Genomic DNA, 14,553 nt, shown 5'->3' on the forward strand with positions numbered 1-14,553 from the left:
AGGTTTAGCTGATTTTGCGTGTAGTCTTCAGAAGGCTTAAATCGCATATTTACAGATATACCAGGTTTGTCTATTATGACATTTCTGATTCATCAGTCACGATGTTTCGGTTTGCTGGTCCGATAAACTGGTGAATTATGCATCTTCTTTTACCGCCATCTGAAGGTAAGGCCGCACCGGCTGAGGGACCGAAGTTCAATCTTGCCCATCTGTCCTTTCCCGAACTCAATGACGCCAGAGAGAAGGTTCTGTCCGTTTTGATCGAGACATCGAAACGCGAGGATGCGGGCAAAATATTGAAGGTCGGCGCCAAGGGAATGCGTGAAATCATCGCCCAACGCGATATTCTCAACGCCCCGACAGCTGCAGCGCGTGTGGTCTATACCGGTGTACTGTACGAGGCCGCGCAGTTGGATCAAGGCGACGATGTGTTGATTTTCTCGGGTCTGTTCGGTGTGACGACAGGCGAGGACCTGATACCCTCTTACCGGCTTTCCATGAATGTCTCCCTGCCTGGCATCGGCCCGCTGAAAACGTTCTGGCGCAAGGCGCTCGCGGGTTGGAGTCCGGAGACCGGTTTTGGCGACGAATCGGAGATCGTCAAAAAAGAGGATGCTGATACCGTGGCAGATGATAATGCCAATCAGCAGATGTCGGAAAGTACCGTTGTCGATAATGACAATGTCACGGTCGATCTGCGTTCGGAACTCTATCGAGTCACCAAGTCGGGCCCGGAAGATTCAAACGTCCAATGGTGGGACGTCCGCATCGCCGACTCACGCAACAAGACGATCTCCCACATGGCCAAGCACTACCGAGGCTTGTTGACGCGAGCTCTGCTCGATTCGCCAACCCAGTCCGTAGATGAAGTCGCCCGCACGCTTGGCGCCGTAGCTATCGAAAACGAAGGTAACATCCGCCACCTCACGCTGGTTCCTTTCGGCCTCTAGACAAATCGGTGGTTCCGGATTCTGTTGCGATGCGGAACCGCCGAATTTGTTGACGAATGTCATTCCCACGCCACGTTGCCGAGGTCGATGCCTTGGGCGTCGGCGTTGGCTTCGATGACTTCGCAGAGCCACTGGGCCAGGCCGGGCTCGATGTCATCGTAGTGCTTTTTGAAGCGTGGGTCGGCGACGTACATGCGGCCTAGGCAGACCTGCATGGATCGGGTGACCTCGTAGTAGTAGAGGGATGCACGATGTTGCTCGGCGAGTTCATTGGCCTCGTTGCTGCCAGGCTTGACACCACGACGTTTGGCGTCGGCCAGTTTTGCTTCGACCTCGCGCATGTGTTGCTCTTGCCTCATCTTTGTTTTCCCGTCAGTAGTGGTTTGCTGTTCGGCGAATTCCATCCATTGTTTGGTGTCGCCCCAGCGATCTTTGGCCTCGCTTTGCCGTTGGTCGATGGAATCTGTATTGGTCATGGTCGTTCCTTTCTCTGCCATGTCGATGAGCCGGTCGGTCTCGTCAAGGATTTTCTGGAGATGATGCAATCTCTTTTCGAGGTCGTTTCGTCCCGCTTTGAGCTCCTTGACGACCTGTGGCGCAGGTGCATCGAGCAATCGTCCGATGCGTGTGGCCGGTACGCCGAGCTCCTTGTAGACGAGCAGACGACGGAGTCGATTCAGGTCACCGGGCGTGTAGGACCGATAACCGCTGGCATCGCGTTCCGGTGAGAGCAGACCAAGGTCTTCCCAATGTCGGAGCATGCGCACGCTGACATGGAACATCTTCGACACTTCGCCGATGGTCAGGCCGATGGCTTCGGTCTGTGCCCATGACGTTTTATCGGTAGCGGTATCACTCATTGCGTCCTCCTTCGTCATCTCGTCTGCGGCCGGATTGCGGTCGCAAAAGAAACGCTATGCCCTGACAATATGTCAGGGTCAACAACCTTCGGCGTGTCGTACAGCTGGAAGTGTTCAAATTTTCCTGGATTGAGGGCTCGACTATGATTTCAGATAAGAGATGACGGACTGAACGATAAGGTTTGATATCGCATGAAACGCAATGATGATCAGCAACAGCCCATAGATGAAGGAGCCTCGCAGCTTCCATTTGATAGTAGTGAGGCTGAGCACACCGGCGAAACCGATCGGGCCGAACGGACTCCCGAAACCGATCGAGCCAATGAAACCAATCGCACTAGTCAGACTGTCCAAACCGCAGCAGGAGATTCCGCACCAAGCCGTAGGAAGCCGAGTGCTGATGTCGCCAGCGCTTTATCCACGTCCGGTTGGGTAACGGAGCCCGACAATGCGCCAATAGATACATATTCCAACAAGCCTTCCCTGCAAGACATCGAGATGAATAAAAAGGCCGACAAGCTTCAGATTCTTGTCATCGTTGTGGTGATTATCGTGGTCGTTCTGGCTTCTGCCGTCGGTTTCGGGATAAGGGGAAGAGCCCAACGTGCCGAGCAAATGATTGAAATGCTCAAGAAGGACATGTCCACTCCCGGCCGACCGACCGTTGACAAGGTGAGCAACCAAGTATCCAGACTCCGCAGCGACCGTTCTGCCATCGACAAGCAAGTGCAAGACATGATCAGAAGCAAGAACGTCGGCGAAGCGGACATGACGAAGCTCAACTCCCTTGTTTCCGATGCTGATGCCGACAACGCGAAGTTCGCGGGACTCGACGGCATGGATAGCGCGGAGGTAAAGATGCAACTCGATCGCTATACCAAGGCCTACGCCGCCGACAAGGCTTTGCTCGGCGATTACATCAACCACGCACCGGCGATTTCGACGATGTACAAGACCTGTGGTGGGAATTGGGGAAGCATTTCAGCCAGCAATGAGAATAAGGTAAAGTATGACAAAATGATGGCCTCGTGCCGCAGTACGGTGGTGCCCCTTTCGGATTCCGACGATGCTGCGATGAAGACTCTTATCGCTTCGGTGAATGCTACTTTGGATTCCAGCGTTAAGGCCGCCAAGCAGATAGTCCCGATTGATGAGGATGCAGACGATATCACGGCCCAGGTCGACCGGATGGATGATCTTGAAGCAGACGCGGATCCGTCGTTCGCTATCAGGGAGCACGTGGAACAATACGGCCGTGACCTGCTCGCTGAACGTAAGGCGTTTCATCTTCAATGGTGTGTCGACCGCGCCCACAAAACCGAAAGCGCACAGAAGAAGTCCGCAGCAGCCGGCGCAACGGCGCGCAAAGCGTACCTGAAAGGGCCAGGTAAGGCCGATAACGCCAGGAATCCGGAGGCGACGGCGAAGGCTGTGGGCAACGTCGCCCGGCAATGGAATCTGCTGGACTCCACCGTTGAGGCGCTTAACATCGAAGGCATGGGAAGTCTGGAGTCCGTTGACCTCGACGATCTGGGCGCCGTCATCAAAGCCGCGGACACGGCCAACGATGAACTTGCCAAGCAGATGGACGCCAACGGGGAAAAGGATGATAAAGTATTCAACGATTATCTGTCAAGCTATCGCAAGGACAAGTCGCTGATTACTGCGTACGCAACCACCATACTTGCGGTTTCGAATTCGAAATCGTCTTGCGCGAACCTGCCCGAGCAGCCGTCTTTGGATGCCAATTACACCCAGTTTTCCGGTTACGTGGACGCCTGTTCGGCTGCTTTGAAGCCTTTGAAAAAGGCAAAGGACAACAAGACCCATGACCTGTACGCAACAATGTCGGCGAATGCGAACAAGAACTCGAAGATTGTCGCTCGACTGAAGGCTCTAGGGGCGCCGAGCGATGCCGCCAACGGGCCACACGGCCATGAGTACCAGCAACTTCGCGCCCAAATCATTAAGAACACGGATTTCAAACACATGGAAACGTTCGACAACTATGCCAGTGATTTCAACCATGCACGCAATGCGGTGGATGTGTTCGACGCGTTGCAACGCCTGTCAGGACAGTCGGTGAATGACTGAATTTTTCACTTGGGTCAAGTTGGTTTGCTTCGCTGTATCGCTTGTCCGTAAAAGTCGGAAGTTGATTGGGTTTTTCACTTGGGTCAGGTTGCTTGCCGCGTTTGGATATTTGGAGGCAACTGTAGGGGAGTTCCACTAAAATCGCGACTATGACAAGCGTTGAAGACTTTGACAGCAGCCGTGATGATCGCCAGAACGACAACCTGACCGGACCTTCTCATAGCGAGAGCAATAAACCGAATGGGAATGTAGTTTCCTCATTGTCCACCGAATCCAAGTCGCCTGAACTGCCCGACCCGTGGCCGGCTCCTGTCGCCAAAGGCAGACTAAATGCGACCGTGGTCATCCCCGGCAGCAAGTCGTTGTCGAACCGGTATCTGATTCTGGCCGCGCTCGGGCACAGACCGGTGTCGATCGAGGGCATGCTGCGCTCGCGTGATACGGAGCTGATGGCCGGTGCGTTGCGGACGCTTGGCGTCGGTGTCGAATTTGACGAAAACGAAGAAACCCGTGTGACGGTGACGCCGCCCGCCTCCGGACGATTCAACGGCAATGTCACGGTATTCTGCGGACTTGCCGGAACCGTGATGCGCTTCGTGCCGGGTTTGGCGCTATTTGCCGACGGCCCGGTGCGTTTCGACGGTGACAAGCAGGCTTACGCGCGACCAATGCACCCGCTACTCGATGGGCTTGAGCAGTTGGGAGCGTATGTCGAATACGAAGGGAAGCCCGGATTCCTTCCGTTCATCATTACGCCGCAGGAAATCCGGGAAAGCGATGGAAACGAGCAGGATTATGCGGATTCGAACTCCTCTTCTGGCTCTTCGGACTCACAGCTTTCATCTATGGCCATCGATTCGTCTTCATCCTCGCAGTTCATTTCCAGCCTGTTGCTGATCGGCTCGCGTCTGCCGTCGGGTCTCGATTTGCGTCATACCGGCACCAAGCTTCCCAGCATGCCGCATATCCGTATGACCATGGCCGATGTCAACGGTGCCGGCGGCGATGCCGGAATGCCGGAAATCGGCCACTGGCAGGTGGCTCATCGCTCCTTGCAACTGCCTGACGGGGTAGTGGTGGAGCCTGATCTCTCGAATGCCGCCCCGTTCCTCGGCGCCGCGATGATCGCCGGTGGCGCGGTGAGCGTACCGAACTGGCCGACCTCCACGACTCAGCCAGGCGGTCTGCTCCCTGATATCCTGCAGAAAATGGGAGCCACGGTCTCGTTGAATGGACAACCTTTCGACGAGGTGATGGCGGACGTACGCAATCCTGAAAAGTCAGCTTCCGCACCGAGAAACGGGACATTGACGGTTTCGATGGATGGGCCCATTCGCGGGTTGGGCAAGGCATTCGACATGTCGGCGGCAGGGGAGATTGCTCCCAGCATCGCCGCGTTGGCTGCCCTGGCCGAAGGCCCCAGCGAGTTGGTCGGTATCGGCCATCTTCGTGGCCACGAGACGAATCGTCTGGCGGCCTTGGTCGCCGAAATCACCCGCATCGGGGCCGGAGCCGAGGAGTTGCCCGACGGGCTGTCCATCACGCCGGTGCCGCGTAACCTGCTGCACGGTGAGATTATGGAAACCTACGCCGACCACCGCATGGCGACGTTCGCTGCGATGATCGGCTTGGCAGTGCCGGATACCCGTATCCGCAACATTGCCACTACACGCAAGACCATCCCCGACTTCCCGGGTATGTGGTGCAAGATGCTCAAAAGCGTTGAAGACTAGGAATTTCGAATTTCAGTGAGAACTTCACGATGTATTACAATAGGTTACAGTGCTAAACGATTTTTCGCTATGCGATGATTGCACTGTACTCTAAACTTATTTTTATAATTCTCTTGGCATCTGCTGAAAGATATTGTTGTCCTCGTGGCAAGGCATTATATTCTAAGTTAATTGTGTCTAAATACCTTAGTAGCTAAGGTGCAGGAATAATGTTTAGTTGGATTCGAAAGTCTGATAGAAGGGATTCCATGAAAAACCGTGCTGTCAGATTGGAGCCTTTGGGCGAACAAATTGCTGATGATTTGCGGTCTAAGATAATTTACCAGACTATTCCTGCGGGCGAACGGTTGGTCGAGACGGAAGTTGCTCGGCAGTATGACGTCAGCCGTGGACCGGTACGTGATGCTTTCATGCTGTTGATGAATGAAGGTTTGATAGAGAAAAAACGCCAAAGCTGTGTGGTCCGTGGTCTTTCGGAAAAAGACGTCCGTGATATGTATGAAGTCCGTGTCGCTTTTGAAGAGATAGCGGTGACGCATATCGTCTCCGACATCTCATCGATTTCTTGGAAGGAAATGGATGATTGCATCACCAGGATGGACGCTGCGATCAAAGCAAATGACACCAATCGTTACGCTCAAGAGGATCTTGACTTTCATGACGAACTCATCAAAAGTTCCAAAAACGAAAGGGTCATCGATTTTTGGTCGACATTGATGCCAATTTTCTCTGTGATGCTTCAGGTTACCAATGCCGAGGATGAAGATCTCACTCCCTCTTTCGATGATCATGTGGTGATTCTTAATTCGCTGAAAGCCGGCAAAACCGCGGATGTCAAGACTCTGATCGATCGTCATCTTGAAGGTTCGCTCAATAGGATGGTCCGTGCTTTGGACGGAGAAGCCATTTAATCTGTTATCGTGGCCTCGTATGCAGGTAGCTTATAGACATTGTTGAGCTGTCTCAGGCCATACTTCACCAAAGCGGTTTTCGCCTCAACTGGTGAGTCAAGCGGGCGTATCGAAGTTTTAATGCCGTCATAAAGCAGTTCGTCTCCAGCCAACATCCGGCTTTCTTGCAACAATTGTGAGGTTAAAGCAGACGTCGGTTCACCCGGGTCTAGATCGGTGTTTGGACGAAGCGGAAGATGAGCATCGGTCCATGCCGGTCCGAATGCGTTGGCGACAGGGCTTGCTGATGAATACATAAGACCATAAAGCACGTTCGCTTCTCGACAATGTGAGATATGGTCGTTTACAGCAGCGCCATCTCGTAGCTCTATGGCGCTTCTTCCCCAATTGAGCGTGATGCCGACCGGCGTGCGGGATTGCGCCTCGCGTGCTTTCAAAACCGCTGATACCTCGTCATCCAAGGTGAGGAATCCCTTGGCCGGAGTATGTTGAGTGGTGAAAGCATCGCAATGTTCCACACAAATTGCCGCTCCAGACCAATCCCAAGAGGCGATTTCCAGCAAGGATTCGGTGAATGCTTCCCGCGTCTCAGGTTCACTCTTCATTTGGGGTGCACTCTGGATTTCGACTGCGAAAATTCTCTGATTATGTTCCCGGTTGAGTTTCGCCACAATATCTCTTACCGAGGCTAGCATCTTGAGCGAGAGGTCCCTTCCCTCGTCGTTTTGGGAAGCGAGACCGAAGTTTTCGTTTTCTTCGATTGCCTCCATTGTGGCAGTGATCATGGTGAATACATTGGACGTGTTCGCGCCGAGTTCACTCCAGAGCCACGATGCGTCTTCTTTGTACAGATTTGAGAAGATCGGTATTTCCAACCCCGTGCACAACCCTAAGCCCATGATTTTTTGAATCAGTTCGAGACGTTGCTGCTGGTTTTCGCCCTCCAAGGCATAAGCTCCGACGATTCTTTTCATAGTGTTTTGATATGTAAATTTTTCCATTTTTGTCTGACCTTTCCGCGCGTTGCGTTTGCAAAATTAAACAGATTTGGTTATCATGTCAATTGTTAACAGAAGACTGTTAACAACAAATTCTAGTACGAGGGAGTATACATGGGCGCTAGGCCTGAGATAATAACAGCTGCAATCGCCGTCTTTGACGATTCTGGAAATCTAGATGAGCAGGGTAATAAGGCCTTCCTCAAACGGGTGGAACCGTATGTGGACGATGTGCTTGTGGCAGGGACGACGGCTGAGTTTCCTGCTCTCAGTGGCAATGAGCGTGCCTTGCTCTCCCGTTGGGCCATTGAATTGTTCGGTCCCGAACGTACGATCATCCACATCGGTGCGCCGTCGGTGAGGCAGGCATTGGACAATATGCAAGCTGCTAAGGATGTCGGCGCGACGAGATTCGCCGCCATTACACCTTATTACTACACCGCTTCGCAGCATGGCGTGTTGGAATATTACCAAGCGTTGCGTGATGCAATCGATACGGAGCTGAACGCATATATCTACCCGGATGTCGCATGTACTGATGTCACGCCGGAAACGTTGACGCAGCTGCAGGAAGTCGGTCTCGATGGTGTGAAGCTTTCGGGTCTTGCCTCACAGCGGGTCGAACAATATCGGGATGCCGCACCCCAGCTGAAGCTGTGGTCGGGCAACGACGCTGATCTTCCTCATGTTCTTAAGTGCGGGGGAGCAGGAGTGGTTTCCGGTGTCTCGGGTGTGGCACCGACCGCATGGGCCGATTTGCGTGAGGCCTTCGTCTCTGGCGACCAGAAGACCATAGATGAGGCGCAGAAGAAAGTCGAGCGTCTGGTAGAGGTCCTTGGTCCCAGCATCAACCGTCTGAAGTATGCCTTGGGTGTGCTTGGCATTCCAGCTGGTATTTGCCGAGTTCCTATTGATCAACCCGATGAGCAAACGAAGGAGGAAATTGCCGCTGTATTGAAAACATCTAGAGTTTTATCCTGAAATAAGGTGATAGGCCTCCACCCTGGAGTGAAAAGGCAGGGAGGAGGCGATCCAATCATTGTTTACAGATAAAGGAAAATACATGAAAACAACAACTGGTGAAGCAGTTGCTTCAACACAAGATTCTAGTCCAGTTGATAAGAAATATCTGGCGAAAGTCGTTTTTTCAAGTTTTATTGGCAATACGCTTGAGTATTACGATTACTTTGTATATGGGACTGCGGCGGCCATTGCCTTCCCGACAGTGTTCTTCGCTCATCAGAGCCCATTCGTCGCCACGCTTTCATCGTTCGCCACATTTGCCGTCGGTTTCATCGCAAGGCCTCTCGGCGGTGTGATTTTCGGACAACGAGGGGATAAGAAAGGCCGTAAGTCCACACTCATTATGACGCTTTTGGTGATGGGTCTTGGCACTTTCCTGATCGGATGCATCCCATCGGTGGCGACCATCGGTATTGCGGCTCCAATCGCCCTTATCGTTCTTCGTCTCATCCAAGGGTTCGCCGTGGGTGGAGAATGGGGCGGTTCCATGATTATCGTTCTGGAATCCGCACCGACAAAACACCGTGGATTCTGGGCTGCATGGCCGAATACCGGCGGTTTCTCCTCCCAGATCATTATCACCCTCATCTTTGCGTGGGTCTACACGCTGCCGAAGGACCAGATGATTAGCTGGGGTTGGAGGATTCCGTTCTGGTTCTCCGCCGTCGTTATGCTTGTGGGCCTGTGGATGCGTCGTTCACTCGAGGAAAGCCCTGTCTATACCAAGGCCAAGGCCGAACTTGAGAAGCAAAGCCGTAACCGTGCACTCACTGCCGAGAACTTCGATGCGACCGTGGCCGATCAGAAGAAAGCCAATGCCGAAAAGGCCGCTGCTCCTGCTGCTCCGGCACAGCAAGAACACGGATTGCTCTATAAGGTCTTCGTCGAGGATTGGCGTAACCTGCTGCGTATCATCGGTTTGCGTTTCGCGGAATCGGTGCCGTACTTCCTGCTCTGCACCTTCGCTTTGTCATATGCTCCAGGGCATCTGGGCATTCCCAAGGATCAGCTTAATTGGGCGATTCTTATCATGTCCGTGCTCGCCTTCCCGGCACATGGTCTCTTCGCGGCATTGTCCGATAGAATCGGGCGTAAGCCTGTCTATCTGATCGGCACCATCATCGTGTTCATCATGGCCTTCCCGTTCTTCATGGCTTTGCAGACCAAGTCGTTCATCGTGATTACTTTGGCCTACATCGTCATGCTCAACCTTGGTCACAATGCAATTAATGCGGTGCAGCCTTCGTTCTTCGCTGAGCTGTTTCCGGCCGACCGGCGCTATTCCGGGGCTGCTGCGGGTCGTGAGATCGCGTCCATCCTTTCCGGTGGACTCACCCCGTTCATCGCCACCGCTCTTGCCGGCGCTGACGGTTCACGCTGGTATCTGGTAGCCATCTACACCATGATCGCTGCGGTCATCACGGCAATTGCGCTGTGGCTGACCCCTGAGACCTATCACAACAACCTCAACTCGTTGACGAGGGATGCCAAATAATGAACAAATTACCTGAACGCTGGATGGTTTCAGGCAATTCCGAACTCTGGCGGCAGTGCCATGCATCGACATTGGTGCGGTCGCCGGAGAGCGGGGTCGTTACTGTCGCTTGGTTTGCCGGCGCCCATGAAGGGGCAGTCGACAATGCTATCTGGATGAGCCGGGGAATACCCGCAGGTCCTTGGGACGCGCCAAAAGTCGTGATGCGTGGACACCGTAGGGCCTGGTGGAACCCGGTGCTTGCCTACGGTCCCGATCGTAGACTGTGGCTTTTTGCAAAAAATGGTCCACAAATCTCATATTGGAAGACGTGGTATCGCGTTTCGGATGATGACGGGGAAACCTGGAGCGTTGAACGTGAACTGGTTCCCGATGATGACCAAGGAGGTAGAGGGCCGGTCAAGAACCCGCCTCTGGTGACCTCCTTGGGTACGTGGGTCGCGCCCAATTCAATAGAATCCGGCGGAGACAACCCGCAATGGAACTGTCGTTTCGACATCAGCCGAGATAGCGGTCGTACATGGCAGCTTCGTCGTGTTCCGCTGAACCGCTCGAAGCTCAAAGGAGCGGGAATCATACAACCTACCCTTTGGGAGATGAAAAATCGGTCCGGCAATGACGGTATGCCGACTCTTGTGGCTATGTGCCGTTCGACAGAAGGCAAGGCTTTCCGTACTGTCTCCAAGGATGACGGTTCAACGTGGAGCGAGGCTGTGACAGTGGATCTGCCGCAGAATAACTCCGGCTTCTGCGCCGTCAAGCTTGATGAGGATGGTCGGACGGCAGCCATCGTGCATAACCCGGTCTCTGATTCTTGGGGTGCCCGATGCCCGCTTTCGATTTCCATCACCAAAGATGGCGGGTTGACTTGGCGTCAGTGCTACACCATTGAGGACGGCAAGACGTCGCTCATGATCCCGACAGGTAGCCATATGCCGCAATTACACACATCGGCCGATGCGGTTGAAGGATATACCGGTAATGACGGAGGCATTATCACCTCTGGCATTAATGAATATTCATATCCAACCGCAATACGAACGGATGATGACGAGTTGCTGGTCAGCTATACATGGCAGCGCCGTGCAATCGTTGTGGCTCGTGTCCCTCTTGATGCACTCAAAGCCGAATATGACAAAGCCTGAGTGTGTCGAACAGAAAAGATGCCATTCATTTATGAATGATGAAGGAAGTTTTATGACTGAGAAAAAGGAAATCGTTTCGTTGATTGAGGAGGTGTTTCATTCCGAGGTCGAGGCCATAGAGGACGTGGAGAGTCATGTTGATTGCGCGTATACCGATGCCGTCGAATTGATTTTGTCCGGCAAAGGAAGAGTGATATTTACCGGCGTCGGTAAATCCGGCCACATTGGTTCAAAACTTGCAGCCACATATGCGAGTCTTGGGATTCCCTCATTCTTTATGCATTCGACCGAAGCCGTCCATGGAGATTTGGGGATGGTTACCAAAGAGGATATCGTGATTGCCATTTCCAACAGTGGAGAGACCAATGAAGTGCTTCGCGTCATTCCTTCGCTTAAGGCCAAGGGCGTGAAAATCATCTCAATCACTGGGAATCGTGAATCCACACTGGCGAAAGCTTCGGACATTCCCATTGAGGTCCATGTCGACCATGAGGCCGACAAGTTCGATCTTGCTCCATCCAACAGTTCGACTGCCACTTTGGTGGCCGGTGATGCAATAGGACTGACGTTGTCCAGACTCATCAACTTCTCCGAGCGAGATTTCGGATTGAACCACCCTGGCGGTGCACTTGGTAAAAGGCTCGTCGAACAAGGAGTCCTCAAGGAGATTTAGATGCGCAAGATTCTGGTAATCGGAAGTTTCATGACAGACTTGGTGTTCCGTTCACATGAATTCGTGCGCGAGGGAGAAACCGTCACTGGTCTTTCATTCAATCGTTTCCCTGGAGGGAAAGGAGCGAATCAAGCGGTCGCCGCTGCGCGTTCCGGCGCTGAGGTCACTATGATGGGAAAACTCGGGAAAGATGATTTCGGTGAAGAACAGATAGCTTCATTGCAGGCTTCTGGCATCGATCATCATGCGGTCTTGTTTACCGACGAGGCGGTTTCTGGCGTTGGCAATCCTCAGCTGGATGACCATGGACGTAATCGCATCGTCATTATTCCAGGAGCGAATTCACTGTTCACCCCGGTAGAGATAGAACATATGGAGTCATTGATTGAGGACAATGATATCATCGTTCTGCAGCTTGAAATACCTCTGGAAACGGTGTATCGGGCAATCGAGATCGCTCATCGACGCGATAAGACGATCATTCTCAATCCCGCACCGGCACAACGGATTGATGCGAAACATGCTTCCATGGTCAATTGGATTGTTCCCAATGAACACGAGGCTGAAACATTGAGCGGCATCCGGGTCGATTCTTTGCAATCGGCTGAACGAGCGTCGGAAAAGCTGATGAGGCAGGGCTTCGGCAATGTCGTCATCACACTTGGCTCACACGGTTCTTTCTATAAGACCGCGGATGCTGAAGATAAGATAGATGCGTTTGAAGTCAACGCAGTCGATTCAACTGCAGCCGGTGACGAGTTCATCGGAGCATTTGCCAGCCAGATAGCCAAAGACTCCGATATTTCCAATGCCTTGGTATATTCATCGGCTGCTTCTGCTCTTGCGGTCACAAAATTAGGAGCGCAAGCCTCACTTCCGACCAGTCAGGAAATCGAAGCCTTTTTGCATGAGCGGAATGCGGTTTAGTATCCTCTGAACTTGCCAAAGCAACGTGCATAACATTATTGCGGAGGACGTAGGGAATATTGGTATCGTTTCCTATGCCCTCCGCTTTTTTCCTGACAGATTTTGGTGTGTTGGTGGAGTCAATGCACACACTGTGCAATGCTATAATTCTCAAAATCTGTTATACATATTTGTATGGATATGCAAGAGGTTGCTTCCTAAAGAGTTAACTCAATGGGAAACAACCTCTCACTGTTATATATGACGTGATTGCTCAACAAGGCGGCATGCATCTTGTGTCTTATGCAATCAAGCTTATATTACTTCTTGAAGACGTTGCCGTAGCTGTCCTTGCCCTCGGTCGCGATCTTGTCGGCCTTGTGAGCGATGGCCAGCTCCTCGTTGGTGGGGATGACGGCGATGATCACCGAGCTGTCGGGCGTGGAGATGATGCGCGGTTCCTTGGAACGAGCGTCGTTCTTGGCCTTGTCGAGCTTCACGCCGAACGGAGCGAGACGCTCGCAGACGTGGGCACGCACGTTGTTGTCGTTCTCGCCGACGCCGGCGGTGAAAGTAATCACGTCCACGCCGCCCATTTGAGCGGTGTAGTTGCCGATATAGCCGACGATGCGGTGGATGTAGATATCCATGGCGAGAATAGCGTCTTCGTTGCCTTCGCTGATGAGGCGATCGACCTCGCGCATGTCGCCATAGCCGGTCATGCCGGTCATGCCGGATTTCTTGTTGAAGAGTTCATCGATTTCGTCCACATTCATGTGGGCGTTGCGGATGAGATGGAAGACGGCAGCCGGGTCGATGTCACCGGTGCGTCCGCCCATCACCAGGCCTTCGAGCGGGGTCAAGCCCATGGAGGTGTCGATTGGACGGCCGGAAATCTGAGCGGAGGCGGAAGCGCCATTGCCGATGTGCAGCACAATCTGCTTCAGGCCTTCGGCAGGCTTGCCGACGACTCCGGGGACGACGCTGCCGATGTACTCGTGGCTGGTGCCGTGGGCGCCATAACGGCGGATCTTGTACTTCTCGGCGACTTCCTTGTTGAGCGCATAGGTGCTGGCTTCCTTCGGAAGCTGGAAGAAGAAGGAGGAATCGAAGACAAAAATCTGCGGGACGTCGGGCAGAAGCTGTTCCATGACTTCGGCGCCAGTGGCCTCAGGGCCGTTGTGCAGCGGCGCGAGCACGGCAAGGTCCTTGACCTGCTGAATGGTCTTGTCGTTCACGAGCGCCGGCTGCGGGAAGACGGAGCCGCCTTGCACCACGCGGTGACCGACTGCGACGATGCCGGATTCCTGAAGATCGGGGCCGTATTCCTTGAAGAAGCCAAGGACGCGCTTCAAACCGTCGGCATGGGTCTTGATTGGCTCTTCGAGCTCGTGTTTCTCACCCTTGTATTCGTGCTTGTAATGGCCATCGATGGGTTCACCGATTTTCTCCACGAGGCCGCTTGCGAGAGCATCCCCGCTTCCTAAATCCACCAGCTGATACTTAATCGAGCTGGAACCGGCATTGATGACAAGGACGGTTTTCGCCATTGTTTACATCCTCCATATAGATTAATTGACCCGTGGATGTTACCACGGCTACCAAGTTTTCAGTTTACTCACGAGCTGTTACAAAGACTCCTGGATTTCCGTCCGTTTTGGACCCGGGAAAGTTCAATATCCCGAAGTTTGTTCGGCGATGATCTTCGCCAAAAATCTCGGTTGCTCTATTTTTTCAAGGGAATGAAAAAATACACACGTTGTAT

The 14,553-nt window shown here is 53.1% G+C and carries 12 protein-coding genes; 9 read left to right on the forward strand and 3 right to left on the reverse strand.

Annotated features, from left to right (window positions below; genetic code table 11):
• Positions 1 to 137: 137 nt before the first annotated feature.
• Positions 138 to 950: a peroxide stress protein YaaA gene (gene yaaA, locus OZX70_RS03790; RefSeq protein ID WP_277181897.1), complete on the forward strand. Its 813-nt coding sequence runs from the start codon at positions 138 to 140 to the stop codon at positions 948 to 950.
• 59 nt (positions 951 to 1,009) lie between these two features.
• On the opposite strand, the gene OZX70_RS03795 is transcribed toward yaaA, so the two are convergent.
• Positions 1,010 to 1,810, reverse strand: a complete 801-nt coding sequence (locus OZX70_RS03795; RefSeq protein ID WP_277181898.1) for a MerR family transcriptional regulator — start codon at positions 1,808 to 1,810, stop codon at positions 1,010 to 1,012.
• A gap of 192 nt (positions 1,811 to 2,002) precedes the next feature.
• On the opposite strand from OZX70_RS03795, the gene OZX70_RS03800 reads away from it, so the two are divergent.
• The 3 genes from OZX70_RS03800 (at position 2,003) to OZX70_RS03810 (ending at position 6,548) form a co-directional block, all read left to right on the forward strand.
• Positions 2,003 to 3,904 carry a hypothetical protein gene (locus tag OZX70_RS03800; protein ID WP_277181899.1) on the forward strand — a complete coding sequence of 634 codons (1,902 nt, stop codon included), beginning with the start codon at positions 2,003 to 2,005 and terminating at the stop codon, positions 3,902 to 3,904.
• Positions 3,905 to 4,053: 149 nt separating this feature from the next.
• Positions 4,054 to 5,637 (forward strand): 3-phosphoshikimate 1-carboxyvinyltransferase, encoded by a 1,584-nt coding sequence (aroA, locus tag OZX70_RS03805; RefSeq protein WP_277181900.1) that lies wholly within the window; start codon positions 4,054 to 4,056, stop codon positions 5,635 to 5,637.
• 248 nt (positions 5,638 to 5,885) lie between these two features.
• The gene (locus OZX70_RS03810; RefSeq protein ID WP_277181902.1) at positions 5,886 to 6,548 is read left to right on the forward strand and encodes a GntR family transcriptional regulator; all 663 of its coding nucleotides are present in this window, start codon (positions 5,886 to 5,888) and stop codon (positions 6,546 to 6,548) included.
• Here OZX70_RS03810 and OZX70_RS03815 read toward each other — a convergent pair.
• Entirely contained in the window at positions 6,545 to 7,549 is a 1,005-nt protein-coding gene (locus OZX70_RS03815) for a DUF4862 family protein (protein ID WP_277181903.1), read from the reverse strand. The genes OZX70_RS03810 and OZX70_RS03815 overlap by 4 nt on opposite strands.
• 111 nt (positions 7,550 to 7,660) lie before the next feature.
• On the opposite strand from OZX70_RS03815, the gene OZX70_RS03820 reads away from it, so the two are divergent.
• The 5 genes from OZX70_RS03820 to rbsK all read left to right on the forward strand — a co-directional run bounded on the left by OZX70_RS03820 (position 7,661) and on the right by rbsK (position 12,809).
• Positions 7,661 to 8,527: a dihydrodipicolinate synthase family protein gene (locus tag OZX70_RS03820; RefSeq protein WP_277181904.1), complete on the forward strand. Its 867-nt coding sequence runs from the start codon at positions 7,661 to 7,663 to the stop codon at positions 8,525 to 8,527.
• Positions 8,528 to 8,609: 82 nt separating this feature from the next.
• Positions 8,610 to 10,064, forward strand: coding sequence for an MFS transporter (locus tag OZX70_RS03825; protein ID WP_277181905.1), 1,455 nt, complete (start codon positions 8,610 to 8,612; stop codon positions 10,062 to 10,064).
• Complete coding sequence (locus OZX70_RS03830) at positions 10,064 to 11,209, forward strand: sialidase family protein (RefSeq protein WP_277181906.1); 1,146 nt, start codon at positions 10,064 to 10,066, stop codon at positions 11,207 to 11,209. Before OZX70_RS03825 ends, OZX70_RS03830 begins: the two co-directional genes overlap by 1 nt.
• A 52-nt stretch (positions 11,210 to 11,261) precedes the next feature.
• Positions 11,262 to 11,882, forward strand: coding sequence for an SIS domain-containing protein (locus OZX70_RS03835; RefSeq protein ID WP_277181907.1), 621 nt, complete (start codon positions 11,262 to 11,264; stop codon positions 11,880 to 11,882).
• The gene (gene rbsK, locus OZX70_RS03840) at positions 11,883 to 12,809 is read left to right on the forward strand and encodes a ribokinase (protein ID WP_277181908.1); all 927 of its coding nucleotides are present in this window, start codon (positions 11,883 to 11,885) and stop codon (positions 12,807 to 12,809) included.
• Positions 12,810 to 13,108: 299 nt separating this feature from the next.
• On the opposite strand, the gene OZX70_RS03845 is transcribed toward rbsK, so the two are convergent.
• Positions 13,109 to 14,338 carry an acetate kinase gene (locus tag OZX70_RS03845; protein WP_277181909.1) on the reverse strand — a complete coding sequence of 410 codons (1,230 nt, stop codon included), beginning with the start codon at positions 14,336 to 14,338 and terminating at the stop codon, positions 13,109 to 13,111.
• Between the last annotated feature and the right edge of the window lie 215 nt (positions 14,339 to 14,553).

It is taken from the genome of Bifidobacterium sp. ESL0732 (assembly GCF_029395535.1).
Classification (GTDB): domain Bacteria; phylum Actinomycetota; class Actinomycetes; order Actinomycetales; family Bifidobacteriaceae; genus Bifidobacterium.

Excerpts from the sequence above, each read along its gene's own strand:
- OZX70_RS03830 (WP_277181906.1), top strand. The coding sequence starts at position 10,064 with ATGAACAAATTACCTGAACGCTGGATGGTTTCAGGCAATTCCGAACTC.
- OZX70_RS03795 (WP_277181898.1), bottom strand. The coding sequence starts at position 1,810 with ATGAGTGATACCGCTACCGATAAAACGTCATGGGCACAGACCGAAGCC.
- OZX70_RS03825 (WP_277181905.1), top strand. The coding sequence starts at position 8,610 with ATGAAAACAACAACTGGTGAAGCAGTTGCTTCAACACAAGATTCTAGT.
- OZX70_RS03845 (WP_277181909.1), bottom strand. The coding sequence starts at position 14,338 with ATGGCGAAAACCGTCCTTGTCATCAATGCCGGTTCCAGCTCGATTAAG.
- aroA (WP_277181900.1), top strand. The coding sequence starts at position 4,054 with ATGACAAGCGTTGAAGACTTTGACAGCAGCCGTGATGATCGCCAGAAC.
- OZX70_RS03800 (WP_277181899.1), top strand. The coding sequence starts at position 2,003 with ATGAAACGCAATGATGATCAGCAACAGCCCATAGATGAAGGAGCCTCG.
- OZX70_RS03835 (WP_277181907.1), top strand. The coding sequence starts at position 11,262 with ATGACTGAGAAAAAGGAAATCGTTTCGTTGATTGAGGAGGTGTTTCAT.
- rbsK (WP_277181908.1), top strand. The coding sequence starts at position 11,883 with ATGCGCAAGATTCTGGTAATCGGAAGTTTCATGACAGACTTGGTGTTC.
- OZX70_RS03815 (WP_277181903.1), bottom strand. The coding sequence starts at position 7,549 with ATGGAAAAATTTACATATCAAAACACTATGAAAAGAATCGTCGGAGCT.
- OZX70_RS03810 (WP_277181902.1), top strand. The coding sequence starts at position 5,886 with ATGAAAAACCGTGCTGTCAGATTGGAGCCTTTGGGCGAACAAATTGCT.
- OZX70_RS03820 (WP_277181904.1), top strand. The coding sequence starts at position 7,661 with ATGGGCGCTAGGCCTGAGATAATAACAGCTGCAATCGCCGTCTTTGAC.
- yaaA (WP_277181897.1), top strand. The coding sequence starts at position 138 with ATGCATCTTCTTTTACCGCCATCTGAAGGTAAGGCCGCACCGGCTGAG.